This is a genomic window from Blautia sp. AF26-2 (genome assembly GCF_003460955.1).
Lineage (GTDB): Bacteria > Bacillota > Clostridia > Lachnospirales > Lachnospiraceae > Fusicatenibacter > Fusicatenibacter saccharivorans.
Map to the genome: position 1 here is coordinate 178597 of NZ_QTWD01000006.1, position 25090 is coordinate 203686.

Consider the following 25090-nt stretch of genomic DNA (forward strand, 5'->3'; position numbering starts at 1 on the left):
AACTTAAATGGAAGAAGTGACAAAAGTATTACCGGCGATTGCGCTGCGTGGAACAACGATTTTGCCGGATATGATTGTACATTTTGATATCAGCAGACCTAAATCGGTCCGTGCGGTCGAGGAGGCGATGCTGGGAGACCAGAAAATTTTCCTGATTACACAGAAAGACCCGGATACGGAAGTACCGGGTCTGCTTGATGTGTATAAAATTGGAACAATTGCGGTCATCAAACAGGTTGTGAGAATGCCAAAGGATGTTCTTCGGATTCTCGTAGAAGCAGAAAGACGCGCAGAACTGCTGAACTTCGAGGAAGAGGAGAGCGAGTATCTCCGCGCCGAGGTGGCGCTGTTTACCGGCTCGGACGAAATGCAGTTTTCCGATATCGAGCAGGAGGCAATGCTGCGCAACTTAAAAGAGCTGTTTGCCGTCTACTGCGAGCAGACGCAGAAAGTCAGCAAGGAACTGGCAGGCCAGATCCTCGGAACCGAAGAAGTTGGAAAGCTGGTGGACCAGATCTGCATGAATCTGCCCCTCGACTACGTAAACCGCCAGAAACTGCTGGAGGCTGTGGAGCTTTCCGAGCGGTATGATACGCTCTGCGTCATGATCGCCAACGAGATTCAGATTCAGGAGATCCGTTCGGAGATTCAGGGAAAAATCAAAGAGCGGATCGATAAGAACCAGCGTGATTATATTCTGCGCGAGCAGCTTAAAGTCATCCGCGAGGAACTCGGCGAGGACAATTCCCGGACCGAGATTGAAAATTATAAGAAGCAGCTTGAGAAGCTCAAAGCCTCCAAAGAGGTAAAAGAGCGGATTTCCGAGGAGATTCACCGTCTGGAAAATTCGGCCAACAATCCGTCCGAGGCAGGCGTGATCCGCGGCTATATCGAGACACTGCTGGGGCTTCCGTGGGATAAGGCATCCCGTGACAATCAAGATCTGGCAAGAGCACGCGAGATTCTGGAGGAAGATCACTACGGTCTTTCGAAAGTAAAAGAGAGAATCCTCGAATTCCTGGCCGTACGCACCCTGACGAAGAAAGGCGAGAGCCCGATTCTCTGCCTGGCAGGCCCTCCGGGAACCGGTAAGACCTCGATTGCGAGAAGCGTGGCGCGAGCCCTGAATAAAAAATACGTCCGCATCTGTCTCGGCGGTGTGCGGGATGAGGCGGAGATCCGCGGCCACAGAAGAACCTACATCGGCGCGATGCCGGGACGCATTGCGGCGGGACTCCATCAGGCGAAGGTGAAAAATCCGTTGATGCTGCTCGACGAGATCGACAAAGTAAGTGCAGATTACAAGGGAGATACCTCTTCCGCACTTCTTGAGGTCCTCGATTCCGAGCAGAATAATAAATTTGCCGATCATTACGTAGAGCTTCCGATCGACCTTTCGGAGGTGCTCTTTATTGCAACCGCAAATGATATTCAGAACATTCCGCGTCCGTTGCTGGACCGTATGGAAGTGATTGAAATTTCAAGCTATACGGAAAACGAGAAGTTCCATATCGCAAAAGAACATCTCGTTCCGAAGCAGAAGAAGGCGAACGGTCTGAAAGAAGCACAGCTTGTGATCGAGGATGAGGCGCTGATGGAAGTGATCAGCGGCTACACCAGAGAGGCCGGTGTCCGCTCCCTGGAGCGCCAGATCGGCAGAATCTGCAGAAAGAGCGCGAGAAAGATTCTCGAGGAACAGGTAAAAGAGGTTGTTGTGACGAAAAAAAACCTGGAAGAGTTCCTCGGAAAAGAGAGGTATGAGTTCCAGCCGGCCAACGAAAAACCGGAGATTGGTATTGTGCGCGGTCTTGCCTGGACGGCAGTCGGCGGCGATACGCTGCAGATCGAGGTCAATGTGATGCCGGGAAAAGGAGAGTTTCTGCTGACCGGCCAGCTCGGCGATGTGATGAAGGAGTCTGCGCAGGCGGGCATCAGCTTTATTCGTTCCGTGGCAGAGCAGTATGAGATTCCGAAAGAATTTTTCGAGAAACACGACATCCACATTCACATTCCGGAGGGAGCCGTTCCAAAAGATGGCCCGTCTGCCGGTATTACGATGGCGACGGCGATGGTTTCCGCGATCACAAAGGTTCCGGTAAAAGCAGACGTTGCGATGACCGGAGAGATTACGCTCCGCGGCCGTGTGCTTCCGATCGGTGGCTTAAAAGAGAAGCTGCTGGCGGCAAAGAAAGCCGGTATCCATATGGTTCTCGTTCCGGAGAAAAATGAGCCGGATGTAAGAGAACTGGATGCGGAGATCACAGACGGACTGCAGATCGAATTTGTCGGCAGCATGGAACAGGTATTAAAACTGGCACTTGTGGAAAAGAAGTAAGGCCAGAAGATGCAAAAAACAGGAGAAGAAAAGTATGGTAATTAAACAGGTAGAGCTGCAGCATGTCTGCGGAATCACCAGTAAACTGCCGGATACCGGTCAGGTGGAAGTGGCATTTGCGGGAAAATCCAATGTTGGAAAATCTTCTCTCATCAATGCCCTGATGAATCGGAAATCACTGGCGCGTACCAGTGCGCAGCCGGGAAAAACACAGACGATCAACTACTACCACATCAATGAGGAAATGTATCTGGTGGATTTGCCGGGATACGGTTTTGCGAGAGCCTCCGAGGAGGTTAAAGCAAAATGGGGCAAGCTGATCGAGGATTATCTGCATCAGTCAAAAATGCTGCACGCAGTATTTCTTCTGATTGATATCCGTCATGCACCGTCCAACAACGATCGCATCATGTACAACTGGATTCTTCGAAACGGCTATCAGCCGATCATCATTGCGACGAAGCTGGACAAGATCAAGCGCAGCCAGCTTCAGAAACAGATCAAGCTGATCCGCGAGACGCTGGAGGTTGAGAAAGATACGATTGTGATTCCGTTTTCTGCAGAGACAAAACAGGGACGCGAGGAGATCTGGAATCTGATTGATGAAATCCGCTCGGATGCAGAAGAAAGCGGGGAATAATGTCATGGGTATGATACGTGCTGCAGGCCTTGGGTATGAATACCTCCGTTACGAGGAGGAAGGACAGGAGCCGGAAGTAACAAAAGCGATCGAGGACGTCAGTCTGGAAATCCAGAAAGGTCAGTTTATCGCGGTGCTCGGGCATAACGGAAGCGGAAAATCAACGCTTGCGAAACATATCAACGCTCTGCTGGTGCCTACAGAAGGCACCATGTGGGTGGATGATATGAAGACGACAGATGAGGAGGATGTCTGGAAGATCCGCCAGAAAGCCGGTATGGTATTCCAGAACCCGGATAACCAGATCATCGGAAATGTGGTGGAAGAGGATGTCGGCTTTGGACCGGAAAATCTGGGTGTCCCGACCGATGAAATCTGGAAACGGGTGGAGGAGAGCCTTACGGCGACCGGGATGATTTCATACCGGGCCCACTCTCCGAATAAGCTCTCGGGAGGTCAGAAACAGAGGGTTGCAATTGCAGGAGTGATGGCTATGCAGCCGGAATGTATTGTTCTTGATGAACCAACCGCGATGCTGGATCCGAACGGACGAAAAGAGGTTCTTCGCGCTGTGCGTAAGCTGAATGAAGAAAAGGGCGTTACGGTTATTCTGATTACGCATTACATGGAAGAGGTTGTTTTTGCGGACCGTGTGTTCGTTATGGACAGCGGCAGACTGGTAATGCAGGGGACACCACGGGAGATTTTCTCCGAGGTGGAAAAATTAAAAGAGCTCCGTCTCGATGTACCCCAAGTGACACTGTTGGCTTATGAATTGAGAAAAAGTGGTGTAGATCTCCCGGAGGGAATTCTGACCATTGAAGAACTGGTGAATGCATTATGTCATTGAAACTTGAAGATGTAACGTACACATACAGCCCGGGAACGGCATATGAAATGCACGCCCTGGAGCATATCAATCTTGAAATTCCGAATGGCCAGTTTGTTGGGATTATCGGCCATACGGGAAGCGGAAAATCGACGCTTGTGCAGCATTTGAACGGTCTGATCCGACCGACTGCCGGACGGGTGCTGTATAACGGAGAGGATATCTGGAAAGAAGGATATCCGCTAAGAGAGCTTCGAAGCCATGTGGGACTGGTTTTCCAGTACCCGGAGCATCAGCTTTTTGAGACGGATGTGATCACAGATGTCTGCTTCGGACCGAAAAACCAGGGACTTTCACCGGAGGAATGCAGAAAACGGGCGGAAGAGGCACTGGATCATGTCGGATTTCCAAAGGAAATGTATGAAAAATCGCCGTTTGAACTCTCCGGAGGTCAGAAACGTCGTGTTGCGATTGCCGGTGTGCTTGCCATGAACCCGGATTTTCTGGTGCTTGACGAGCCGACTGCAGGCCTTGATCCGAAGGGACGCGATGAAATCCTCGATCAGCTTGCATTGCTGCATAAGACGCGCGGCATTTCGGTCGTGCTCGTATCGCACAGCATGGAGGATATTGCAAAATATGTAGAGCGGATTATTGTCATGAACCACGGTCATGTGGCGTTTGACGATACACCGAAGAAAGTCTTCGCTCACTATAAAGAGCTCGAGAAAATCGGTCTTGCGGCGCCGCAGATGACGTATATTATGCATGCGCTAAAGGAACACGGCATGGACGTGGACGTAACGGCGACGACGGTTGAGGAGGCACGCGATACGATTCTTGCGGCACTGGAAAGTCAGAAGAAAAACGGGAAAAAAGGAGCAGAAGTATGTTAAGAGATATTACTCTGGGACAGTATTACCCGGCAGATTCTATTCTGCACCGGCTTGACCCGCGTGTGAAATTTGTAGGAACGATCGTTTATGTCGTTTCCCTCTTTTTGTTCCACAATTGGGGCTATCTGCTTGGAACCGTATTCCTTGCGGTGATGATTAAACTGTCGAAGGTACCGTTCAAATTTATCACGAAGGGTCTGAAATCAATTTTTGTGCTGCTTGCGATTACGATGGTGTTTAACATCTTATTTACGCCGGGTGAGGTGCTCGTCCGTATCTGGAAAATTACGATCACCCACGAGGGTGTGGCCATGGCATGCCGTATGTCGGTGCGTCTGATTTTCCTGATGATCGGCTCTTCGCTGATGACGCTGACGACAACGCCGAACCAGCTGACGGATGCACTCGAAAGCCTGCTCGGACCATTGAAAAAAATCCATGTGCCGGTGCATGAGATTTCCATGATGATGTCAATCGCACTCCGTTTTATCCCGATTCTCCTGGAAGAGACAGACAAGATTATGAAAGCGCAGATGGCGCGCGGCGCGGATTTTGAGAGCGGAAATATTATCCAGAGAGTAAAGAACATGGTGCCGCTTCTGGTGCCGCTGTTTATTTCAGCCTTCCGCCGTGCAAATGATCTGGCGCTGGCAATGGAAGCACGCTGCTACCACGGAGGAGAGGGAAGAACACAGATGAAGCCGCTTCGGTATCAGACGCGCGATTATGCGGCGTATGGCATCCTTATGGCATACCTTGTGTGCAGTATCGGCCTTCGCGTGTGTGGACTCTGATTTTGGCGAAAACGGAGGAGAAGAATGCGCAGAATTAAGCTGATTGTAGCGTATGACGGCACAAATTACTGTGGATGGCAGGTGCAGCCAAACGGCATTACAGTACAGGAAGTATTAAACCAGGCTCTTTCCGATCTTTTTGCGAAGAAAACGGCCTGCATCGGCGCAAGCCGGACCGACGCAGGGGTACATGCCCTTGGCAATGTGGCGGTGTTTGACACGGATGCGAGAATGCCGGCAGACCGCATCGCATTTGCGCTGAACACACGGCTTCCGGCGGATATCCGTATTCAGGGATCATCCGAAGTGCCGCCGGACTTTCACCCGCGTTTTACCGCAACAGTTAAAACGTATGAATATCGGATTTTGAACCGCACCTTTGCAGATCCGACGCGGAGACTGAATTCCTATTTCTGGTACGGCCCGCTGGATGTGGATGCGATGCGGCAGGCAGCATCGTATCTGGTTGGCATGCATGATTTTAAAAGCTTTGCAACAGCCAAACCGGAGGTGACCGACACGGTCCGTACGATCTATGAAACGAGTTTGGAAAAAGAAGACGATCTGATCCGCTTCCGGATCACCGGAAACGGTTTTCTCTACAATATGGTGCGGATTATCACCGGAACACTGCTTGAGGTTGGAAAGGGTGATTATCCGCCGGAGAAAGTAAAAGAAATCCTTGCGGCGAAGGATCGAAAAATGGCGGGAGCAACGGCAAGGCCGGAGGGGCTGACCCTGGTGCAGATCCGGTATCCCGAATGGGATTTCGAGTAAAGACATAAGTGGTCTGTATTTTCCGCAAAACGGGACTCGCAGTTTGCGAAAAAATGCAAAATATGGGTAAAAAACAGTTGACATTCCAAAATCCGTATAATATAATTACTAAATGTGTGACGTAGTTTGAAAACGCCGATGCCATAAGCCCCGGTAAGGCGGTTTCCTATATACATGAAACAGTAAATTGAATTTTTCACAGGAGGTTATATCCATGAACACCTTTATGGCAAATCCAGATAAGATTGAAAGAAAATGGTATGTTGTTGATGCAGAAGGATGTACATTAGGACGTCTGGCATCTGAAGTAGCAAAAGTATTACGTGGAAAAAACAAACCGGAGTACACTCCGCACGTAGATACTGGTGATTACGTAATCGTAATCAACGCTGATAAAGTAGCAGTAACCGGTAAAAAACTGGATCAGAAGATCTATTACAGCCACTCCGATTATGTAGGCGGAATGAAAGAAGCTACTCTTCGTGAGATGATGGCTAAGAAACCGGAGAAGGTTGTTGAACTTGCAGTGAAAGGCATGCTTCCAAAAGGACCTCTTGGAAGACAGATGTTCACAAAACTTCACGTATACGCTGGTGCAGAGCACGCTCATGCAGCTCAGAAACCAGAAGTATTAACATTTTAATAGGGAGGTAAAGAACATTGGCTAGCGCAAAATATTACGGAACCGGAAGAAGAAAAAAATCTATCGCAAGAGTATATCTTGTACCGGGAACTGGTAAAGTTACCATCAATAAAAGAGACATCGATGAGTATTTTGGTCTGGAGACCCTGAAAGTTATCGTTCGTCAGCCTCTGGCAGCTACAGAGACCGCTGATAAATTTGACGTGATCGTAAACGTTCATGGCGGCGGATACACAGGACAGGCAGGAGCAATCCGTCACGGTGTTGCACGCGCCCTTCTGACTGTAGACAACGACTACAGACCAGTTCTGAAAAAAGCAGGATTCCTGACTCGTGATCCTAGAATGAAAGAGCGTAAGAAGTACGGTCTCAAAGCAGCTCGTCGCGCTCCGCAGTTCAGCAAGCGATAATCGACTGCTCAGACTATATCAAAATGGTTCAAAAACCCCGGAAAATCAAGGTTTTCCGGGGTTTTCTTATACCTAAATGGGCTGATATAGTTTGACCAAATTTGGCAAAACGAGAGCCGTTTTCACCCAATTTTTAGTGGTCCGCAAGTGGTTAACCGGCCAAAAAGAGGGCAAAAAGAGGGTCAAGTGGTGCCCAAAGTGGTTAACCGAGAGCCGATTTTTGGGGGTGTTTTGGGGTCGCTTTTCAGCCCTTTGTTCCCTCGTTTTGGTCTGTGGCAGTTTGACATAGTTTGACCTAATTTGAATAATTGAATATGAATTTGATACAGCACTCAGTATAAAATGACTGGGTGCTTTTTTCATTTCAGGAACTCGTATTCCGGCGATAGAAAGAGCCGTCACTTCACTTTTTATTTTGGAGTGGCGGCTTTTTCTATTTCCAGAAGCAACAGAAACAATTAGAAATGAGGTGAAGTCAATGAACACGCAAATCATTGCCATTGCCAACCAGAAGGGCGGCGTTGGCAAAACCACCACCTGTGCCAATCTTGGAATCGGTTTGGCGCAGGCCGGAAAGAAAGTCCTGCTGATTGACGGAGACCCGCAAGGAAGCCTGACGATCAGCCTGGGCAATCCCCAACCGGACAAGCTGCCCTTTACGCTGTCGGACGCTATGGGTCGTATCCTGATGGATGAGCCGCTTCGTCCCGGCGAGGGTATCCTGCACCACCCAGAGGGCGTAGACCTGATGCCTGCGGACATCCAGTTATCCGGTATGGAGGTATCTCTGGTAAATGCCATGAGCCGTGAGACTATCTTGCGGCAATATCTGGATACGCTGAAGGGACAATACTCCCATATCCTCATCGACTGCCAGCCCTCCCTAGGGATGCTCACAGTCAATGCGCTGGCCGCTGCAAACAGGATCATAATTCCCGTTCAGGCGGAGTATCTGCCCGCCAAAGGGCTGGAACAGCTGCTCTCCACGGTAAACAAGGTAAAGCGGCAGATCAACCCCAAGCTCCAGATAGACGGTATCCTGCTGACGATGGTGGACAGCCGAACCAACTTTGCCAAAGAGATCTCCGCGCTCCTGCGGGAGACCTATGGCAGCAAGATCAAAGTATTCGGCACAGAGATCCCCCATTCTGTCCGGGCAAAGGAAATCAGCGCCGAGGGAAAAAGCATTTTTGCCCATGATCCCAGTGGCAAGGTGGCAGAGGGCTACAAAAATCTGACGAAGGAGGTGTTGAAACTTGAAAAGCAGCGCGAAAAAAATAGAGCTGGCCTCGGTAGATGATCTGTTTTCCACCGAAGAAGGCCGCCAGGATGCAAAGCTGGAAAAGATTCAGGAAATTCCGCTGTCTGAACTGCATCCCTTTAGGAACCATCCATTCAAAGTCAAGGATGACGAAGCCATGATGGAGACCGCTGACAGTATCAAGCAGTATGGCGTTCTGGTTCCGGCCATTGCCCGACCGGACCCGGAGGGCGGTTATGAGCTGGTAGCCGGACACAGGCGGCACAGAGCCAGTGAACTGGCAGAAAAGGAGACCATGCCGGTCATTGTTCGGGATTTGGACGATGATGCCGCTACAATCATTATGGTTGACAGCAACTTGCAGCGAGAAAGCCTGCTCCCAAGCGAAAGGGCCTTTGCCTACAAAATGAAGCTGGAGGCCATGAAAAGACAGGCTGGCAGACCGAGTAAAGAAAATTGTTCCCAAGTTGGGAACGATTTTGGGAAGAAGTCCAGCGAGGTTTTGGCAGAGCAAGTAGGTCAGAGTAAAAACCAGATTTTTCGCTATATCCGTCTGACAGAGCTGATTCCTGAATTGATGGATATGGTGGATGAAAAGAAGATTGCCCTGAACCCTGCCTATGAACTGTCCTTTCTCAAAAAGGACGAACAGGTAGACCTGCTGGATGCCATGGACAGTGAGCAGGCTACCCCTTCCCTTTCCCAAGCCCAGCGGCTCAAGAAATACAGCCAGGAGGGGCATCTGACCCTCGATATGATGCGTGTCATCATGGGTGAGGAAAAGAAAAGTGATCTGGACCGAGTAACATTTACCTCTGACACTTTGCGGAAGTATTTCCCCAAAAGCTATACGCCCCAGCGGATGCAGGAAACCATCATCAAGCTGCTGGAGGCATGGCAGAAAAAGCGTCAGAGAGACCAGGAACGATGAAAGGAGCCGCCTATGAGGGATATTTCAGCCCGTGAGCTGAAAGGACACAACATTCTCGCCGTAGAGAGGTTTTGGGATAACACCCGCTGGATGATCGAGTTTTCCGTCCTGCGTCCCAGCACTGCTTACGGAAGCCCCGGAGATGAAATGCGGTTGTTTTTGACTGAGGACGGGTATCAGGCCGCCCTGCAAAGCCAGCAGCGCCGGGAGATCAAGATCAAGCGTTACGCTCGTGTGATTGAGGGACATATCCTCGATTTCAAACCGGGAAAACGCCGCCGCTCATAAACCCATACAACGAAAGGAAAGGAATGACTATGTGTACGGTAAAGGAAATTCAAGAAGCAATCCGGGAAGATTGCAGATCTCAGCATGACATGGATTCAACGGATATTGACCGCGTGATGCAAACACTTCCTTTCGCCCAGGATGAGCCATTTACAGAGGTGCGTCCCCAAAAGCCGCTGTTTTGGTTCTATGCAAGAAAATTTGAAAAGCGCTAAACACCGCAATTTTTTGAAATGAGGATTGCGGTTTTTTTGTACCCAAAATTCGGAAGGAGTGAGGTCGATGGCCGTTTTTCGCATTGAACGGACCCGTGATTATACCGTGATGAGCAATCATCATTTACGAAATGCAAACCTGTCGTTAAAAGCCAAGGGGCTGCTTTCCATGATGCTGTCTTTGCCAGAGGACTGGAACTACACCACCCGTGGCCTTGCAAAGATCTGTAAGGAGGGCGTGGATGCCATCGGTGCTGCCCTGCGTGAACTGGAAGGAGCCGGATATATCGTGCGCCATCAGAGACGCGATAAAAGTGGGCGGATCACAGATACCGAGTATGTCATCTATGAACAGCCCCAGCCAGATATGTCCCAGCCGGATACGGCTTCACCAGATACGGAAAACCCGGATATGGTAAAACCGGATACGGAAAAGCCCGCAGAATTAAATATAGAGAAATCAAATACAGAAAAATCAATTACTTATGGATCAAGTACCGATTCCATTCCCTTCCGGGAAACAGCGGCGGAAAGACCGCCGGAACGGAAAGGAAGGGATGCGATGTCTGTCACAGAGATAGAAAATTATCGGGAGTTGATTTTGGAGAATATCGAGTATGACTGCTTGAAGCAGCGTTATCCTCTCTACCTGGATGACCTGAATGAGATCGTAGAGCTGTTGGTCGAAACGGTCTGTGCCAAACGAAAGACCACCCGGATCTCTGGGGCAGACTTCCCTCACGAGATCGTGCGTTCCCGTTTTTTGAAACTGGACAGCTCCCACATCGAGTTTGTCATGGACTGTCTGCAAAAGAATACCACCCAGGTACGCAACATGAAGCAGTACCTGCTTGCGGTGCTGTTCAATGCGCCTACCACCATGAATAACCACTACACTTCACTGGTCAATCACGATATGCACGCAGGCGGCTGGTAAAGGCCGCCTTTTATCATGCCAAAGGAGGCACGACATGAACCAGATGGAAATTTTCAAAAACCCGGAGTTTGGCAGTATCCGTGTCATTGAGGAAAACGGCAAATACTTGTTCAGCGGAACGGATGTGGCTGCTGCGCTGGGGTACAGTAATCCCCGCGATGCAATTATCCGCCATTGTAGGTATGTCGTGAAACGCGACGCACCTCACCCACAAAGCCTCGACCGCAAAATCAGTATGACTTTTATCCCAGAAGGCGATTTGTACCGCCTAATCGTTCACAGCAAATTGCCATCGGCAGAGCGGTTTGAACAGTGGGTATTCGATGAGGTCTTGCCTACTATTCGTAAGCACGGGGCCTATCTCACAAAAGAGAAGCTGTGGGAGGTTGCCACTTCCCCGGAGGCTCTGATGAAGCTCTGCTCAGACTTGTTGGCTGAGCGTGAAGCGAATATTTCTCTGCGTAAGGAAAATGCACAGCTGGAGGGCAAAGCCGCTTTCTATGACCTGTTCATCGACTTAAAGCACAGCACCAATCTCAGGACTACCGCCAAAGAGTTGGATGTCCCGGAGCGCCGGTTTGTTCGGTTTCTGATAGAACGGCGGTTTGTGTACCGCACGGCATCCGGCAATGTGCTGCCTTATGCCAATGTGAAAAATGCAGGGCTGTTTTGCGTCAAAGACTACTGCAACCACGGTCATACCGGTTCCTACACGCTGGTCACGCCCCAGGGCAAGCTCTATTTTGCTCAGCTGCGGGAGATGATCTTGCTGGTCTTATAAGAACAGAAAGGAAGTGGGTTTTATGCAGGAAGGAAAAATAATCGGTCAGCTGATGGAGGAAATGCGTCAGAAAGCCGGGGCGCAGAACTATCACGGCCATGACTACATGGATCTTCAGCGATTTGCGGAGAACACCCGGCACATGATTATTTTTGATGTGCTGACGAATGACTCCCCGGTGGGCTGGAAAGGAGAACGAACCCGCCTGTTTTTGTCAGATATAGGCTATGAAAAAGCTCTGGACAGTCAGGCAAAGGGGCAGATCAAGATTCTCAGCCATGCAAAGGTCAGAAATGGAGATTTGTTTTATGACCACAAAGAACAGATACGATAGGAGGAATCTGATATGAATGAGGAAAAGAAAGTCCCCTTCAAGTGGGAATATGGGGAAGAAACCATATCGCTGCAACTTGGGATGTATGCGAATAATCAGCGGCTTTATATCGGCATGATTACCCATACAGAAGATGGAGCAGAACCGTTTGCAGATATGACGGTGAACCTACCGGGATATTCCCTGGACCCCGGAGAGGCGTTTATTTCCGGTGACATCAGCAAGGACCTGCTGCGATTCATCAAAGAGAACAAATTGGGGAAGGTGCTTCCCTATCAGGTGCAGTCCGGTTATGGAAAATATTCTGCCGTTGCCTTTGATCTGGAGAAGTTGAAGGTATTTGATCCCAAAGGTGTGGCAGAGTTTCGGGAAGAGTGGAATTTGCCGGATAAGAAGCCGGTAAAGAAAAAGAGCCGCGGGATGGAGCGATGAAGAAATATTTTCTCCGGCGGCTGGTGGTCCCGCCTTAGAAGAAAATGCACCACCCCTGCACATTTTGTGGAAAGGAGGCGATGAAAATGCAGGAAGAAGTGGAAAACAGAACTTTAACGCTGGTTGTCAGTGGAACAAAGTTCACCGGCAGGCTGCTCAAAGCCGCCATCAGCAAGTACATGGCCCACTGCAAGGAAAAGAAGCTGCAAAAGCAAAGAAGCCGTGACGCTCCTGTGACACCCCACGGAAAACAGACCGTCAAGCAGCTCATTGGTCAGAATCAGGGGATCTCCAATATCGAGATCACAGACCCTTCCATCAAGGAATTTGAGAAGATCGCCCGGAAATATGGTGTGGACTATGCGGTGAAGAAAGACCGCAGTAGCTCCCCACCCAAGTACCTGATCTTTTTCAAAGGCCGTGACGCCGATGCGCTGACCGCTGCATTTACCGAGTACACCAGCAAAAAGGTCAAGAAGGCCGAGAAAACAGAACGCCCGTCTGTGCTGGCAAAACTCAGTCAGTTCAAAGAGATGGTCAAAAATGCCGTGGTGGACCGCACCAAGCGAAAGGAGCTGGAACGATGAAAAAGCAGTTTGACATCAAAAAGCTCGTTTTGCTGAACCTGCCCTATCTCCTGATGGGGCTGTTTACTACCAACTTCGGGGAGGCATGGCGACTGGCTCAGGGGGCAAATGCTTCAGAGAAATTCCTTTCTCTGTTTGCTGTCCTGCCTGGGGCGCTGCAAAGCTTCTGGCCCAGCCTGCACCCGCTGGATCTGCTGGTGGGGCTGTGCTGCGGTGCTGGCCTGCGTCTGGCGGTGTATCTCAAAAGTAAAAACGCCAAGAAGTACCGTCACGGCATGGAGTATGGTTCTGCCCGTTGGGGAACCCGTGAGGATATTGCTCCCTACATCGACCCGGTGTTCCAGAACAATGTCATTCTCACAAAAACCGAAAGCCTGACCATGAACAGCCGCCCCAAGGACCCAAAGACCGCCAGAAACAAAAATGTGCTGGTGATCGGCGGCTCCGGTTCCGGTAAGACCCGCTTCTGGCTCAAACCAAATCTGATGCAGATGCACAGTTCTTATGTGGTCACAGACCCAAAGGGAACCATTTTGGTGGAGTGCGGGAAAATGCTCCAAAGGGGCGCACCCAAACTGGGAAAGGACGGAAAGCCCATGAAGGATAAGCACGGCAAGGTCATTTATGAGCCTTACCGGATCAAGGTCCTCAATACCATCAACTTCAAGAAATCCATGCACTATAACCCTTTCGCCTATATCCATAGCGAAAAGGACATATTGAAGCTGGTCACGACGCTGATCGCCAATACCAAAGGCGAAGGCAAGGCCGGAGACGATTTCTGGGTCAAGGCAGAAACGCTTCTCTATTGTGCGCTCATTGGCTATATCCACTATGAGGCTCCGGTGGAGGAGCAGAACTTCTCCACCCTTATTGAGTTCATCAACGCCATGGAGGTCCGGGAGGATGACGAGGAGTTCAAAAATCCCGTGGATCTGATGTTTGACGCATTGGAAGCAGAAAAGCCAAACCACTTTGCGGTGCGCCAGTATAAGAAATATAAGCTGGCGGCAGGTGATATATGCTCTAAGTGACTTCTTAATCATGATTTTGTCATGGTTAGTGAAGCAATCACTTAGAGCATTTTTGTTTCAGGAGGTACAGCTATGAGAAACGAAAAAATCACCCCACTGTACGAGCGCCTGAGCCGGGACGATGAGTTACAGGGCGAGAGCAATTCCATATCCAACCAAAAACAGATGTTAGAGGATTTTGCCCGCCGGAATGGGCTGCCCAACCCTACGCACTTTACCGATGATGGTATCTCAGGCACTCGTTTTGACCGCCCCGGATTTTTGGCGATGATGGAGGAAGTGGAGGCAGGGCGTGTAGAGGCAATCGTTATCAAGGACATGAGCCGGTTGGGGCGAGACTATCTGAAAGTCGGTCAAGTTATGGAGGTTTTGCGGCAGCGAGGCGTTCGGCTGATCGCCATTAACGACGGTGTAGACAGTCTGAAAGGTGATGACGATTTTACCCCGTTCCGCAACATTATGAATGAATTTTACGCCCGTGATACCAGTCGGAAAATCCGCTCTGTGTTTAAGTCAAAAGGCATGAGCGGTAAGCACCTGACAGGCACCGTGGTTTACGGCTACTTATGGGACGAAAAGCGGGAGCATTGGCTGGTAGATGAAGAAGCCGCCGAAGTGGTGCGCCGTATCTTCTCCCTCACGCTGGAGGGATATGGGCCTTATCAGATCGCTTGCAAACTATCCGCAGACCGGATTGAAATTCCTGTCGTACACCTTGCCCGCTTCAACGAAGGTGTGAACCGTTCAAAGCCGGTCAAAGACCCCTATGGATGGGGATCATCTACCATCGTGAACATTTTGAAAAAGCGAGAGTATTTAGGGCACACCATCAATTTCAAGACCCGCAAGCACTTTAAGGACAAGAAAAGCCACTATGTTTCTGAGGACGAATGGACAATCTTTGAGAATACCCATGAAGCCATTATCGACCAGCAGACCTTTGATTTGGCGCAGAAAATCCGTAGCAATGTACGGCGTTATCCAAACGGCTGGGGCGAAGCGGCTCCCCTCACAGGCTTGCTCTATTGTTCCGATTGCGGCGGCAAGATGTATGTCCACCGCACCAACAATGGCAAGCGGGTTTCTCAATATACCTGTTCCAATTATACCAAAGTCCCGTGTGGGACACTATGCCCTACACAACACCGTATCAATGAGAGTGCTGTCCTGACATTGGTTTCCGACACGCTCCGGGCTATCGCTGAATATTCCAGAAATGACCGGACGGAATTTATTCACACCGTTCAGGAGACGCAGGTTGCTCAACAGAGTGCCGATATATCGAAAAAGCGCAGGCGTTTGGCTGCTGCCCAAAAGAGAGCCGGAGAACTGGAAAAACTGATTTGCAAAATCTATGAGGACAACGCCCTCGGCAAGTTGCCGGACGCACGATATAGGGCGCTTGATGCACAGTATGCCAAAGAGCAGGATGCACTTGAGATTGAAATTGTGGAGCTGGAAAGGGCTGTTACCGGCTATGAGCAGAGCCAGAAATCAGCGGAGAAATTTATAGCCCTGATTGATAAATACGAGAATTTTGACACGCTGACAAACACCATGCTCAATGAGTTTGTAGAGAAAATCCTTGTCCACGAACGCGCCCGAAAAGGTAGTCAGGACACCACGCAGGAAATTGAAATCTACTTCAATTTTTTAGGACGCTATATCCCACCATCCTTACAGCCGGTTCCTTTAACCCCGGAGGAACAGGAAGAACTGCGGAAAAAAGAAGAACGCAAGGACAGGCTTCATCAGAACTATTTGAAGCGGAAAGCCAGCGGCGCACAGAAACAGTATGAGGACAAAATCAAGGCGAAGAAAAAAGCGGAAATGGACGCTAAGAAAGCCCTGATCCGGGCTGAGGATATGAAAAAAGGTGTTTTTTCTACTGTCGGACAGCTACCAAAAGAAGAACCGCACAAAGGCAGCATAGCAGCCAGCGCAGCAGTCTAATCATCACGAAGCAAAGGAGAATGAATATGAGTAAGTTGACTTACATTCGTTGTGGAGATTATGATATACCCAACCTAAAACTTTCTGAACAGCCGGAAACTTCTATCGGCAAGTACGGCAGAATGCGAAAATCCTACCTAAAGGAACATCGCCCCATTCTCTACAACCATCTGCTGATGAGCGAGAAGCTGTATCCACACCTGATAGAGATTGACCGGACAGCGCAGGAGCGTGTGGACACTATGTTGCCTCACATGATGGAGACTGCGGGTGTCACGGAAGAACTGAAAGCCTGTGACCCTATGCGTTGGGTGGGGCTGATGAACACATTAACGGCACAGATTGAGGAAATTTTAATCAGGGAACTGATTTGCAGCTGAATGGGAGGTGCGGGAAATGCTGACCTTTGAAAAGATTTTGAAAGTGTTTCAGGCATATCTGGATGATGATCCACTGTATGAGGTGGTTCAGACCAGCCACGGTTATACATTGATGGCATGGGAACCCCACCGGAATGACTGGTACAGCGCTGAAATACAGAAAACCCCGGAGGATTTACGGAACGCTTTGTTGGGTACATACGCCAACTTTCTGGAAGATAAGATTACTGGAAATGACCGTGACCTGACTGTGACAGAAACCGGAGAAATCCAGCAGAGGTGTCGGGAACTTTTGGAAAAGTGCCGGGAACCTTGATATAGAAATGCCAGAAGGAGGCCGCGATTATGCGTCCTCCTTCTGCTTCGCAGTCTGTTCCATTTTGAGCGCCCCGTCTATGGCACCTTCGATAATCGGCAGGTATTCTTCAGGACAGAGCTTCAGCTTGTGGCTGACCCGCTGCCGCTGTTCGCTTTCCTCCCGCATGATCTCTGGGTTAAAATATCTCTCTACGGGAAGTCCGCAGACCTTAATCAATTGGATCATCACAGGCAGGCTCGGAATCGCACCTTGATTCTCAATGTTGGCAAGATACCGCCATTCAATCCCAACCATTTCTGCCAATGTTTTTCGTGCCAGACGCTTTGCCTCTCGTGCGGCTTTGACATCTGCGCCGAAGGTTTCAAAACCGGGACAATCTTCAACTTTCGCCATATAGCATCACCCGGTTACATTGTATAATTCATACTTTGCCCGTGGAATGTTGCTATATGCAGTTTAGTTGAAGTTTATAATTCATATTCCATTTCTTGCATTGTTCGAGAAAGAGAACTATAATGTATTCTGTGGAGGTGCGAAATGGACTATATGACATTGAAAGAGGCCGCCGAAAAGTGGGGCGTGACACCTCGTAGGGTAAATTATTATTGTGCCGGAGAGCGTATCCCCGGCGCTATGAAAATGGCTGGTGTTTGGCTGATCCCCAAGAACGCAGAAAAGCCGATTGATGGAAGAACAAAACAAGGGAGGTTGCTGAAACATGAATAGCGTTTTGATTATAGACGATGACAAGGAACTTTGTGCCTTGATGAAAAAATGTGTGGAACAAGAAAATTTATCTGCGGTAGTAGCACATGGCGGCTTAGAGGGTCTGAGGCTACTGGAAAAAAACAAGGATACCTGTTCACTAATTATTCTGGATGTGATGATGCCAGATATGAACGGGTTTCAAGTATTGCAGAAAATCCGAGAGAAAAACAATGTGCCGGTGCTGATGCTGACCGCCAAAAGCGACGAAGAAGATAAGGTTTCTGGTCTGCGGCTGGGGGCGGACGATTATCTGACAAAGCCGTTTGGAATTAACGAACTGATGGCTCGTGTCAATTCTCTAATCCGGCGCTATACCACCTTAAACCCTGTGACTGGAAACGAAGCCGCCACCATGCTTCTGAAAGATATGGTAATTGATAAAATCAACCGAACCGTAACGGTTCAGAATCTCTCGGTAGACTTGACCGGCAAGGAGTTTGACTTGCTTCTATTTCTGGCGTCCAACAAAGGACGGGTCTTTACTAAAAAGCAACTTTATATGCAGGTGTGGACAGAAGAATATGATTTTGACGACAATAACCTCATGGCATTTATCAGTAAACTGCGAAAAAAAATCGAGCCAAATCCAGAACAACCTTTTTATATTCAGACTGTCCGCGGTGTAGGGTATCGCTTTAACAAGGAGGCATGAGCATGGAAATTAACCTTTATCTATTGTTGTCCTTATTGATTGCTTTGCTGGTAATCAGCTATCTTTTGGGAAAACTTTACCGCGTCCGTGGTCAGCTTTTTCTTATTAGGGATGCCCTAAACGATATAAAAGCCGGGAATTTGAACCGCCGTGTATTGACGCGGGAAAGCGACCTGACAAAACAAATCTGTTATGATATTAACGAGATTGCCATGAGCAGCCAATCTCGGCTTATACAGCAAAAGCAATCCGAACAGGCTTATAAACGGCTTATGACAAGCCTTTCCCATGATGTAAAAACCCCTCTTGCTTCTCTGGTTGGATATTTGGAGGCTGTGGAAAGCAAGATGGTAACAGGAGCTGAGAAGGAAGAATACATTCGGGTGGCTATGGAAAAAGCCCACCACCTGAAAGATTTTGTGACCGCCCTGTTTGAATGGGTGAAGCTGGATGCCGGGGAACAGATTTTTCATTTTGAGGTCTGTGACCTGAATGAGCTTTCCCGTGACATCATGGCTGATTGGGTGCCGCTGCTGGAAAACCACGATCTTAGCTATGAAATTGAGATACCTGAAACAGAATACATGACACGTGTTGACTCTACCGCCTACACTCGTATTCTCAATAATTTACTGCAAAATATCCTGACGCACAGTGATGCAAGCAAAGTTTTCCTGACCGTGACTGAAACGGAGCAGCAGGCAAAAATCGTTGTTGCTGATAACGGCAATGGGATTGCCGCCTCTGATCTCCCGCATATCTTTGAACGGATGTATCAATGTGATCACTCCCGTTCTGCCAAAGGGAACGGGCTGGGCCTTTCGATTGCCAAAGAGTTAGTCAGTATTCATAAAGGAACGATTACAGCCGCCAGTGTTCCCGGAAACGGAACAACCTTTATCATCATACTTCCGAAAGCTCTGTGATCCCACAGAGCTTTTTTGAAAAAATTTTATCTCGGCAAGGTTATGGCAAGGTTTGCGTTTTATAATTGGAACCATGAAAGGAGGAAACCGTATGACGATTATTACAACTGAAATCCAGAAATGGAAACGGAATAAAATTGTCTGGTGTATTTTGGCTCTGACACTTCTGCTTGGAGCGTTTGCGATTGAGAGGGCTTGCAGCATTTCAAGGAGCAGTCCCTTTATGGATAGTTTTGGCGACCTTTACACACTGGCCTTTAAGAATATGTCCAGCCTGTTTCTGCCGATTGTGCTGGGAATGTTTGCAACGACACTGTTTTTCGATGAACACAAAAATGACACGATGAAAGAACTGCTTATCATCCCTATTACAAAAGCACAGCTATACTTTTCAAAAGTCGCTGTGGTTATTCTGATGTCCGTAGGACTGTGCCTGATTACTTTTCTTTTGTGTGTTGTCGGTGGGCTGATTGCCGGAGGCTTTCCCGATCTGAACGCCCAAACACTGATGGACGCTGGTCTTTTGTATCTGGCAGGTGGTATTCTGATTCCCATAGCCATGCTTCCGATTGTGTTTCTTTCCACGCTGTCAAAGGGATATATCCTGCCCATTGGCGCAACGCTGCTTTATCTGATTCCCGTAGTCATTGCCCCGGCTTATCTTACGGGAATACACCCGCTGGCAAGCGTGATGGGGATTTATCCCCATATTTCCGAAGCGGCCGCAGCTATGGTAGAAAGCCTGATGCAAGGCGTTTTATCCAATACTTCGCCGCTTGTTTGTGTCGGTTCGCTGCTCTTGATCGGTGCTACATTTGCCGCCGCATCCGTAGTGGCTCTAAAAAAGCAATCTTACTGAAAGGAAAGACTTATGAAACGATTGAGTTGTTTATTACTCGGTATTCTGCTTGTTTTTTCTCTTTGTGCCTGCCAGCAGGCCGCTCCATCTTCCGGCGAGGCTCCCGACCAACAGGCCATTACGGAAGAAGCAACCGAATACTTTAACCAAATGATGGATGGAGATTTTGAAACTTTCTTCAATGCGTTGCCGCAGGGCGTACAGGACAATATTTCTGCGGAGACGATACAGGAAACATGGGAAGAAGAAGTCGATAAGCTGGGCGGGCTGCCGGAGAACACTTCCCCGGATGTGTCCTGCTATGCGCCGGAACACTCTGACCAAATCCGTGTTGAATTTGTCATTCCTTGTGACAAAGGCAATTTCAAAGTATTCATCAACTATTTCCCGGATGGCAGCCTTTACAACTATGTTATCTGGAAGAACGAAACAAAATGAGAAAGCGAGGTATTTTTATGAGTGATCTTGTGATTGAAACCAAAAAGCTGACAAAGATTTACGGGGAACAAACTGCCGTTAATTCTGTGAATCTTCATGTGAAGCCGGGCCGGATTTATGGACTTTTAGGACGCAACGGAGCCGGTAAAACCACAATTATGAAAATGATTTTGGGCCTTACACCAATCACTTCCGGCGAAGTAGATGTGTTCGGACAGAACATCAAAGGCCATGAGAAACGCATTTATCCCCGTATTGGGGCCATCATCGAAACTCCCGGCTTTTATCCGAATCTGACCGGAACAGAAAACCTTGAAATCTTTGCGAAGTTACGAGGGACACCCCAGCCCAATGCCGTCAAGAATGCGCTGGAAGTTGTGGGATTGCCCTACAAAGACAAAAAGCTGTTCAGTAAGTATTCCCTCGGCATGAAGCAGCGCCTCGGTATTGCCAACGCTATTCTGCATGACCCGGAGCTTTTGATTTTGGACGAGCCGACCAATGGACTTGACCCTATCGGTATAGCCGAAGTGAGGAACTTTATTAAGAATTTAAGTGTGGAGCGTGGCAAAACCATCCTAATTTCCAGCCATATACTTTCCGAAATTTCACTGTTGGCAGATGACATAGGCATTATCGACCACGGGATTCTGCTGGAAGAAAGCAGCATGGAAGAATTAGAAAAGAAAAATCGGAAATACATCCAGCTTCAAGTGTCGGATATTCCAAAAGCCTCTTTAATTTTGGAAAGGCAATTCCATGTGACCGATTATGCGGTGCAGGACGAACACAACCTGCGGCTTTATGACACCGCACTGGATATGGCGGCAATCAACAAGGCCCTTGTGGTGCAGGATGTAGCTGTTATCAGCTCCCAAATCTGCAATGATACCCTTGAGGATTATTTCAAACAGATCACAGGGGGAGAGGGAATTGCTTAAACTGATACAAGTTGAATTTCTAAAACTGCGCCGGAGAAAGTTTATCTGGCTCATGCTGCTGGCGGCGCTCTTTATGCCACTGGCTGCCGTATTTTACTTTTCAAGTGTCAAAGGAACCGGTGTGGACCCCATTATGTTTTACAAATGGACAGCGTTCAGCTATACCCCGTGGATTATCCTGCCGGTGGTGTTGGGAATGTTGTGTACCATGCTGATGTATAACGAAAACCAGTATGATATGCTCAAACAGCTTTGGATTGTACCGGTCAATAAAATGGCATACTTTTTCAGCAAGTTTGCTGTGGTGCTGGTGTATTCCATTTGCTTTATGCTAGTTACCGCAACGGCGTCCATTCTGACCGGCGTACTATCTGGTTATATTCCCTTTGACAGTGAAAGTGTCCTTTATCTTTTGCGGAAGTGTATGGAAATTTCTCTGTTGACCGCCTTTGCGGTGTTACCAGTACTGGCGGTTGCCGCAGCGCAAAAGGGCTATATTCTCCCTGTTTGCCTGACGCTGATTTATACATTCCTCGGCTTTATCCTCTTGATGGTGAATATGTACCTACATCCGCTGTCCAGTATGACCGCTATTGTTATGTATGATATTCCGGGTGTTGTATTTGATCAGCCATTAAATATTCCAGCCGCATTTCTGTGTATTGGTGTATGGGCTGCTGCTTCGGCTGTATTGGCGAATGTGGCATTGGTTCGGAGAAAGTGAGGTGCAAAAAATGATGAAAGATTTGCTTTGGGCGGAGAGCCAGAAACTCCACCGTTCCAAAATACTCTGGATTGCTGGGTTTGCAACAGTCATGGTAGGGTTAATCGTCTTTGCACAGGGACAGTTTACATTCTATGACCGCCGATATATTAACGGGGCTGGATGGTTTATGACAGCGGCCCAATCCCTTGCTACCTTTTATGTTCTGCCTGCTGTAACTGCCCTATTGGGAAGTTATATGATTTGCCGGGAGGAACAGGAGGATACCTTAAAATCTCTGCGGCTCATTCCCGTAGATGAAGTGAAACTGACACTTGCCAAAATGATACTTGCCTTTGTGTTCAGCGTTCTGATTTACCTTTTACTTTTTGCAATTACCTTTCTTGTCGAGGCAGTTTTGCATTTAGAAGCACTTTCCGTTGGCCTTGTGTTAGAAAATCTGAAAATATATTTTCTGGATGGGGTAGGCGTATTCTTTGCAATTTCGCCTATTATCGCTCTGGTAGCGCGGATGAAAAAGGGGTATTGGCTGGCTCTGGTATTTGCAGAAATTTATTCGTTTGCTGGATTATTTGCGAGTATGTCCCAGCAGTTAAAGACGGTATATCCCATGACAGCCGTTTTCAATATCTCTGGTTATTATAATGCAAATATGTTTCAGGTTTTAATCGGCGTTGTAATTCTGATGGTTTGTGTGATTTTGTCATTGTTAATTTTGAAAGGATGGAACCGCAAGACTAAATAAATGCAATATATCTAATGATCTGCCGGACGACGGCAAAAGAAAAAAAGCCGTCGTAAAGCAGACACATTTTCACGCGCCTATGAAGCGGCGGCTTTGATTTTCAGAGCCGCCGTTTCTTTTCGTCTATCCTAAACCAACGACGACCTAACACCGTGTAAATCCACGGCGGCATATAGGAGGATTGCCGCCGTGTCTATTCTTGTCTTTTTTCACAGTACCCATGACCTGCACCAGCTAAAAAAAGCCTGTTTCCAGCAGCGGAGCAATGCGGCCAGCAGTATGTACTATACCATGTAACCAAACAGCAAAATATATTCCATTACGCTCGTATGGCTTTATGCCGTCCGGGCGCTTTTTTGTCCCTGTGGAGCCGGAACATCGGGCCAGCATGGCCCGAACCCTGGCCCCAGTGCCGTTCTCCGCCGCCCCATTCAGATTTACCAAAAAATCTGAATGGAGGAAAGGCAGATGGAAGTTACCATCAATTATAACGGACAAGCCGTGGCCGTGGAGGTTACGCTGGAAGTCTATGAATTTCTTGACCGGGCCGATCACAAAACGGAGAACCTGTTTCATGAACAGCGGCGGCATTGGGATGGCCGGGAGTTTGACGAGTACATCATTACCACCGAGGGTGTAGGGGTCTACGGCGAAACGCCGGAGGAATACCTTTGCCGCATGGAAACGCTGCATGAGCTGATGGCTGTTCTGGACACCTGTACCGAGGCCCAGCGCCGCCGGTTCCTGCTCTATGCGCTTGACGGGCTGAGCCTTGCAGAGATCGGTGTGCTGTGCGGCTGCTCCAAAGTGGCTGTTTATCAAAGTGTGGAGGCGGTCAGAAAAAAATTTATAAATTTCTTTGAGAACAGGCTTAACGAATGACCTGTTTTCTGGCTACCAAGTGAAAGGGATCATTTCCCTTATCTCAGCGAGGGGCGGACAGCAGACGAGCTGCCCGCCTCTCCGATTTTCAGGAGGTAAGCCTATGAAAACAATCAATCTGCGGTGGATGTATCCCCACTACCGGCATGACGAGTTTGTGGATGTTACAGACGAGATATGGACAGCGATGTATCAGGCCCAGCGGGAGATGGAGAACTATGAGCGCCGGAAAGTCTACCACCGCGCCTACTACTCTCTGGACGCATACAGCTGGCTGGAAAATTACGCACTGGAACACAGCAGCTCGCCGGAAGATATTTTGCTGGAACGAGAAGAAATGACCACCCGCCTATACCTGATTGCAGCTCTTCCGGTGGCTCTGGCTCATGCCACTCCGACACAGGCCCGCCGTGTTCACGCCTACTACATTGATGGTATCAAGCAGCCGGAAATCTCCCGGAGAGAGGGCGTCCACAGCGGCAAGGTCAGCGTTGCCATCCGTCGAGGTCTGCGGAATATGCGCCGCTGCTATGATGACCTTTTTCAAACAGAGTGAGGCGTGCCTATGCAGACCATCAATCTCAAACAATATTATCCATTTTGCAAAGAGGACATTTTTGTGGAGGTGTCCGATGAGATCGTCGAAGCGTTTCTTCTGGACAAGAGAGCCGAGGCCGCCAGAGATCGCAAGATGTTCCGGTATAAGGCGTTTTATTCCCTCGATTGTAACGATGGAATTGAAAATGCCGCCATCGGCTGGGCGCAGCCATCGCCGGAGGACTACCTGATAGAAAAAGAAGAATTAGCCGAATGCGAAGAACTGATACGGCGATTGTACGAAGCCATTTCCTCCCTGCCGCCTATGCAGGCTCGTCGTGTACACGCTCGCTATATGCTGGGTATGAAAGTGAAAGATATTGCCGCAATGGAGGGTATCACGCCATCACAGGCGGGTAAATCCATCCATGCCGCACTGCGGAGACTGCGCCGGTACTTTGCGCGTCAGAAATGGACGGTCAATCTATGAGTATTTCCAAAGAAAAGAGGTGCCTGACATGAACGAAAAAATTACAGCCCACCCACAAAAAGAAGAACGGGAGAAAGTCCTGAAGGAGATTCGGCAGCTTGAAAACCGAAAGAAGATTTTGGAGAACAAGCATCGGAACGAAGAACGCAGGGTTCGCACCCGCCGCCTGATTGAGCGCGGAGCCGTTTTGGAGGGGATTTTCCCGCTGGCTCCCGACCTTTCCGGCGCAGAGGTCAAAGCATTTTTGATTGCCCTGTCCCATCTTCCGGGGGCGGCGGAACTGGCCGCAAAACTGCCGAAATCCGGGGACAAGCCGTAAGTCCCTTGTTTACAAGGGCGCACTTATACACCG

The 25090-nt window shown here is 48.8% G+C and carries 33 protein-coding genes and 1 pseudogene; 33 read left to right on the plus strand and 1 reads right to left on the minus strand.

Annotated features, from left to right (window positions below):
- The first annotated feature begins 7 nt into the window (after nt 1-7).
- The 21 genes and pseudogenes from lon (at nt 8) to DWY63_RS09680 (ending at nt 16773) form a co-directional block, all read left to right on the plus strand.
- The gene (gene lon / locus DWY63_RS09570; RefSeq protein WP_117760471.1) at nt 8-2335 is read left to right on the plus strand and encodes an endopeptidase La; all 2328 of its coding nucleotides are present in this window, start codon (nt 8-10) and stop codon (nt 2333-2335) included.
- Nucleotides 2336-2369: 34 nt separating this feature from the next.
- Nucleotides 2370-2975 carry a ribosome biogenesis GTP-binding protein YihA/YsxC gene (gene yihA, locus DWY63_RS09575; RefSeq protein WP_055219842.1) on the plus strand — a complete coding sequence of 202 codons (606 nt, stop codon included), beginning with the start codon at nt 2370-2372 and terminating at the stop codon, nt 2973-2975.
- Nucleotides 2976-2979: 4 nt separating this feature from the next.
- Nucleotides 2980-3825: an energy-coupling factor transporter ATPase gene (locus DWY63_RS09580; RefSeq protein ID WP_117760594.1), complete on the plus strand. Its 846-nt coding sequence runs from the start codon at nt 2980-2982 to the stop codon at nt 3823-3825.
- Nucleotides 3816-4700: an energy-coupling factor transporter ATPase gene (locus DWY63_RS09585; protein ID WP_117801969.1), complete on the plus strand. Its 885-nt coding sequence runs from the start codon at nt 3816-3818 to the stop codon at nt 4698-4700. The genes DWY63_RS09580 and DWY63_RS09585 overlap by 10 nt, the downstream gene beginning before the upstream one ends.
- On the plus strand, nt 4694-5494 hold the full coding sequence (locus DWY63_RS09590; protein ID WP_117801970.1) for an energy-coupling factor transporter transmembrane component T family protein: 801 nt from the start codon (nt 4694-4696) through the stop codon (nt 5492-5494). Before DWY63_RS09585 ends, DWY63_RS09590 begins: the two co-directional genes overlap by 7 nt.
- Before the next feature lie 24 nt (nt 5495-5518).
- Entirely contained in the window at nt 5519-6271 is a 753-nt protein-coding gene (gene truA, locus DWY63_RS09595; protein WP_055265739.1) for a tRNA pseudouridine(38-40) synthase TruA, read from the plus strand.
- Nucleotides 6272-6485: 214 nt separating this feature from the next.
- Nucleotides 6486-6914, plus strand: coding sequence for a 50S ribosomal protein L13 (gene rplM / locus DWY63_RS09600; protein ID WP_055219851.1), 429 nt, complete (start codon nt 6486-6488; stop codon nt 6912-6914).
- A gap of 17 nt (nt 6915-6931) precedes the next feature.
- Nucleotides 6932-7324: a 30S ribosomal protein S9 gene (gene rpsI / locus DWY63_RS09605; protein ID WP_055219853.1), complete on the plus strand. Its 393-nt coding sequence runs from the start codon at nt 6932-6934 to the stop codon at nt 7322-7324.
- A gap of 478 nt (nt 7325-7802) precedes the next feature.
- The gene (locus DWY63_RS09620) at nt 7803-8624 is read left to right on the plus strand and encodes a ParA family protein (protein WP_009272673.1); all 822 of its coding nucleotides are present in this window, start codon (nt 7803-7805) and stop codon (nt 8622-8624) included.
- The gene (locus DWY63_RS09625) at nt 8581-9516 is read left to right on the plus strand and encodes a ParB/RepB/Spo0J family partition protein (RefSeq protein ID WP_009272672.1); all 936 of its coding nucleotides are present in this window, start codon (nt 8581-8583) and stop codon (nt 9514-9516) included. Before DWY63_RS09620 ends, DWY63_RS09625 begins: the two co-directional genes overlap by 44 nt.
- 12 nt (nt 9517-9528) lie before the next feature.
- A complete protein-coding gene (locus DWY63_RS09630) occupies nt 9529-9804 on the plus strand; it encodes a DUF5720 family protein (RefSeq protein ID WP_006775625.1) in 276 nt (91 codons plus the stop codon).
- 23 nt (nt 9805-9827) lie between these two features.
- A complete protein-coding gene (locus DWY63_RS09635; RefSeq protein WP_425463780.1) occupies nt 9828-10019 on the plus strand; it encodes a hypothetical protein in 192 nt (63 codons plus the stop codon).
- Nucleotides 10020-10086: 67 nt separating this feature from the next.
- Nucleotides 10087-10956: a DUF6017 domain-containing protein gene (locus DWY63_RS09640; RefSeq protein WP_009272670.1), complete on the plus strand. Its 870-nt coding sequence runs from the start codon at nt 10087-10089 to the stop codon at nt 10954-10956.
- Between the two features lie 34 nt (nt 10957-10990).
- Nucleotides 10991-11737, plus strand: a complete 747-nt coding sequence (locus DWY63_RS09645; RefSeq protein WP_009272669.1) for a BRO family protein — start codon at nt 10991-10993, stop codon at nt 11735-11737.
- A 22-nt stretch (nt 11738-11759) separates the two neighbouring features.
- Nucleotides 11760-12071 (plus strand): DUF5720 family protein, encoded by a 312-nt coding sequence (locus tag DWY63_RS09650; RefSeq protein WP_117801971.1) that lies wholly within the window; start codon nt 11760-11762, stop codon nt 12069-12071.
- A gap of 12 nt (nt 12072-12083) precedes the next feature.
- A complete protein-coding gene (locus tag DWY63_RS09655; RefSeq protein ID WP_006775630.1) occupies nt 12084-12503 on the plus strand; it encodes a DUF4313 domain-containing protein in 420 nt (139 codons plus the stop codon).
- An 86-nt stretch (nt 12504-12589) separates the two neighbouring features.
- On the plus strand, nt 12590-13090 hold the full coding sequence (locus tag DWY63_RS09660) for a PcfB family protein (RefSeq protein WP_002570687.1): 501 nt from the start codon (nt 12590-12592) through the stop codon (nt 13088-13090).
- A pseudogene (locus tag DWY63_RS09665) lies at nt 13087-14106 on the plus strand (type IV secretory system conjugative DNA transfer family protein); the annotation flags it as partial. The gene DWY63_RS09660 and the pseudogene DWY63_RS09665, both read left to right, overlap by 4 nt.
- A gap of 90 nt (nt 14107-14196) precedes the next feature.
- Entirely contained in the window at nt 14197-16077 is a 1881-nt protein-coding gene (locus DWY63_RS09670; protein ID WP_117801972.1) for a recombinase family protein, read from the plus strand.
- A 26-nt stretch (nt 16078-16103) separates the two neighbouring features.
- On the plus strand, nt 16104-16457 hold the full coding sequence (locus DWY63_RS09675) for a TnpV protein (protein ID WP_044987169.1): 354 nt from the start codon (nt 16104-16106) through the stop codon (nt 16455-16457).
- 16 nt (nt 16458-16473) lie between these two features.
- Complete coding sequence (locus DWY63_RS09680) at nt 16474-16773, plus strand: hypothetical protein (RefSeq protein WP_004612693.1); 300 nt, start codon at nt 16474-16476, stop codon at nt 16771-16773.
- A 27-nt stretch (nt 16774-16800) separates the two neighbouring features.
- Here the strand turns inward: DWY63_RS09680 and DWY63_RS09685 are convergent, their stop codons facing one another.
- Nucleotides 16801-17169 (minus strand): helix-turn-helix transcriptional regulator, encoded by a 369-nt coding sequence (locus DWY63_RS09685; RefSeq protein WP_005933665.1) that lies wholly within the window; start codon nt 17167-17169, stop codon nt 16801-16803.
- 144 nt (nt 17170-17313) lie between these two features.
- Here DWY63_RS09685 and DWY63_RS09690 point away from each other — a divergent pair, with 144 nt between their 5' ends.
- The 12 genes from DWY63_RS09690 to DWY63_RS09745 all read left to right on the plus strand — a co-directional run bounded on the left by DWY63_RS09690 (nt 17314) and on the right by DWY63_RS09745 (nt 25057).
- The gene (locus tag DWY63_RS09690; protein WP_117801973.1) at nt 17314-17502 is read left to right on the plus strand and encodes a helix-turn-helix domain-containing protein; all 189 of its coding nucleotides are present in this window, start codon (nt 17314-17316) and stop codon (nt 17500-17502) included.
- Nucleotides 17495-18196: a response regulator transcription factor gene (locus DWY63_RS09695; RefSeq protein ID WP_117801974.1), complete on the plus strand. Its 702-nt coding sequence runs from the start codon at nt 17495-17497 to the stop codon at nt 18194-18196. Before DWY63_RS09690 ends, DWY63_RS09695 begins: the two co-directional genes overlap by 8 nt.
- A gap of 2 nt (nt 18197-18198) precedes the next feature.
- Nucleotides 18199-19122 carry a sensor histidine kinase gene (locus DWY63_RS09700; protein WP_117801975.1) on the plus strand — a complete coding sequence of 308 codons (924 nt, stop codon included), beginning with the start codon at nt 18199-18201 and terminating at the stop codon, nt 19120-19122.
- A 91-nt stretch (nt 19123-19213) separates the two neighbouring features.
- Nucleotides 19214-19981 carry an ABC transporter permease gene (locus tag DWY63_RS09705; RefSeq protein WP_117801976.1) on the plus strand — a complete coding sequence of 256 codons (768 nt, stop codon included), beginning with the start codon at nt 19214-19216 and terminating at the stop codon, nt 19979-19981.
- A gap of 12 nt (nt 19982-19993) precedes the next feature.
- Entirely contained in the window at nt 19994-20419 is a 426-nt protein-coding gene (locus DWY63_RS09710; RefSeq protein WP_117801977.1) for a DUF3887 domain-containing protein, read from the plus strand.
- A 17-nt stretch (nt 20420-20436) separates the two neighbouring features.
- Nucleotides 20437-21360, plus strand: coding sequence for an ABC transporter ATP-binding protein (locus DWY63_RS09715; protein WP_117802011.1), 924 nt, complete (start codon nt 20437-20439; stop codon nt 21358-21360).
- Nucleotides 21353-22084, plus strand: a complete 732-nt coding sequence (locus tag DWY63_RS09720) for an ABC transporter permease (protein ID WP_055221125.1) — start codon at nt 21353-21355, stop codon at nt 22082-22084. Before DWY63_RS09715 ends, DWY63_RS09720 begins: the two co-directional genes overlap by 8 nt.
- Nucleotides 22085-22094: 10 nt before the next feature.
- On the plus strand, nt 22095-22829 hold the full coding sequence (locus DWY63_RS09725) for an ABC transporter permease (protein WP_330415459.1): 735 nt from the start codon (nt 22095-22097) through the stop codon (nt 22827-22829).
- 468 nt (nt 22830-23297) lie between these two features.
- Nucleotides 23298-23711 (plus strand): RNA polymerase sigma factor, encoded by a 414-nt coding sequence (locus DWY63_RS09730; protein ID WP_007860240.1) that lies wholly within the window; start codon nt 23298-23300, stop codon nt 23709-23711.
- 103 nt (nt 23712-23814) lie between these two features.
- Nucleotides 23815-24267: an RNA polymerase subunit sigma-24 gene (locus tag DWY63_RS09735; protein ID WP_117801979.1), complete on the plus strand. Its 453-nt coding sequence runs from the start codon at nt 23815-23817 to the stop codon at nt 24265-24267.
- Nucleotides 24268-24276: 9 nt separating this feature from the next.
- Nucleotides 24277-24738, plus strand: coding sequence for an RNA polymerase sigma factor (locus DWY63_RS09740; protein ID WP_117801980.1), 462 nt, complete (start codon nt 24277-24279; stop codon nt 24736-24738).
- A 28-nt stretch (nt 24739-24766) separates the two neighbouring features.
- Entirely contained in the window at nt 24767-25057 is a 291-nt protein-coding gene (locus DWY63_RS09745) for a DUF3847 domain-containing protein (protein WP_117801981.1), read from the plus strand.
- The last annotated feature ends 33 nt before the right edge of the window (nt 25058-25090 follow it).

Bases quoted from the DNA above. Each gene is read 5' to 3' on its own strand.
- lon (WP_117760471.1), top strand. From the start codon at position 8: ATGGAAGAAGTGACAAAAGTATTACCGGCGATTGCGCTGCGTGGAACA.
- yihA (WP_055219842.1), top strand. From the start codon at position 2,370: ATGGTAATTAAACAGGTAGAGCTGCAGCATGTCTGCGGAATCACCAGT.
- DWY63_RS09580 (WP_117760594.1), top strand. From the start codon at position 2,980: ATGGGTATGATACGTGCTGCAGGCCTTGGGTATGAATACCTCCGTTAC.
- DWY63_RS09585 (WP_117801969.1), top strand. From the start codon at position 3,816: ATGTCATTGAAACTTGAAGATGTAACGTACACATACAGCCCGGGAACG.
- DWY63_RS09590 (WP_117801970.1), top strand. From the start codon at position 4,694: ATGTTAAGAGATATTACTCTGGGACAGTATTACCCGGCAGATTCTATT.
- truA (WP_055265739.1), top strand. From the start codon at position 5,519: ATGCGCAGAATTAAGCTGATTGTAGCGTATGACGGCACAAATTACTGT.
- rplM (WP_055219851.1), top strand. From the start codon at position 6,486: ATGAACACCTTTATGGCAAATCCAGATAAGATTGAAAGAAAATGGTAT.
- DWY63_RS09620 (WP_009272673.1), top strand. From the start codon at position 7,803: ATGAACACGCAAATCATTGCCATTGCCAACCAGAAGGGCGGCGTTGGC.
- DWY63_RS09630 (WP_006775625.1), top strand. From the start codon at position 9,529: ATGAGGGATATTTCAGCCCGTGAGCTGAAAGGACACAACATTCTCGCC.
- DWY63_RS09635 (WP_425463780.1), top strand. From the start codon at position 9,828: ATGACTATGTGTACGGTAAAGGAAATTCAAGAAGCAATCCGGGAAGAT.
- DWY63_RS09640 (WP_009272670.1), top strand. From the start codon at position 10,087: ATGGCCGTTTTTCGCATTGAACGGACCCGTGATTATACCGTGATGAGC.
- DWY63_RS09645 (WP_009272669.1), top strand. From the start codon at position 10,991: ATGAACCAGATGGAAATTTTCAAAAACCCGGAGTTTGGCAGTATCCGT.
- DWY63_RS09650 (WP_117801971.1), top strand. From the start codon at position 11,760: ATGCAGGAAGGAAAAATAATCGGTCAGCTGATGGAGGAAATGCGTCAG.
- DWY63_RS09655 (WP_006775630.1), top strand. From the start codon at position 12,084: ATGAATGAGGAAAAGAAAGTCCCCTTCAAGTGGGAATATGGGGAAGAA.
- DWY63_RS09660 (WP_002570687.1), top strand. From the start codon at position 12,590: ATGCAGGAAGAAGTGGAAAACAGAACTTTAACGCTGGTTGTCAGTGGA.
- DWY63_RS09670 (WP_117801972.1), top strand. From the start codon at position 14,197: ATGAGAAACGAAAAAATCACCCCACTGTACGAGCGCCTGAGCCGGGAC.
- DWY63_RS09675 (WP_044987169.1), top strand. From the start codon at position 16,104: ATGAGTAAGTTGACTTACATTCGTTGTGGAGATTATGATATACCCAAC.
- DWY63_RS09680 (WP_004612693.1), top strand. From the start codon at position 16,474: ATGCTGACCTTTGAAAAGATTTTGAAAGTGTTTCAGGCATATCTGGAT.
- DWY63_RS09685 (WP_005933665.1), bottom strand. From the start codon at position 17,169: ATGGCGAAAGTTGAAGATTGTCCCGGTTTTGAAACCTTCGGCGCAGAT.
- DWY63_RS09690 (WP_117801973.1), top strand. From the start codon at position 17,314: ATGGACTATATGACATTGAAAGAGGCCGCCGAAAAGTGGGGCGTGACA.
- DWY63_RS09695 (WP_117801974.1), top strand. From the start codon at position 17,495: ATGAATAGCGTTTTGATTATAGACGATGACAAGGAACTTTGTGCCTTG.
- DWY63_RS09700 (WP_117801975.1), top strand. From the start codon at position 18,199: ATGGAAATTAACCTTTATCTATTGTTGTCCTTATTGATTGCTTTGCTG.
- DWY63_RS09705 (WP_117801976.1), top strand. From the start codon at position 19,214: ATGACGATTATTACAACTGAAATCCAGAAATGGAAACGGAATAAAATT.
- DWY63_RS09710 (WP_117801977.1), top strand. From the start codon at position 19,994: ATGAAACGATTGAGTTGTTTATTACTCGGTATTCTGCTTGTTTTTTCT.
- DWY63_RS09715 (WP_117802011.1), top strand. From the start codon at position 20,437: ATGAGTGATCTTGTGATTGAAACCAAAAAGCTGACAAAGATTTACGGG.
- DWY63_RS09725 (WP_330415459.1), top strand. From the start codon at position 22,095: ATGATGAAAGATTTGCTTTGGGCGGAGAGCCAGAAACTCCACCGTTCC.
- DWY63_RS09730 (WP_007860240.1), top strand. From the start codon at position 23,298: ATGGAAGTTACCATCAATTATAACGGACAAGCCGTGGCCGTGGAGGTT.
- DWY63_RS09735 (WP_117801979.1), top strand. From the start codon at position 23,815: ATGAAAACAATCAATCTGCGGTGGATGTATCCCCACTACCGGCATGAC.
- DWY63_RS09740 (WP_117801980.1), top strand. From the start codon at position 24,277: ATGCAGACCATCAATCTCAAACAATATTATCCATTTTGCAAAGAGGAC.
- DWY63_RS09745 (WP_117801981.1), top strand. From the start codon at position 24,767: ATGAACGAAAAAATTACAGCCCACCCACAAAAAGAAGAACGGGAGAAA.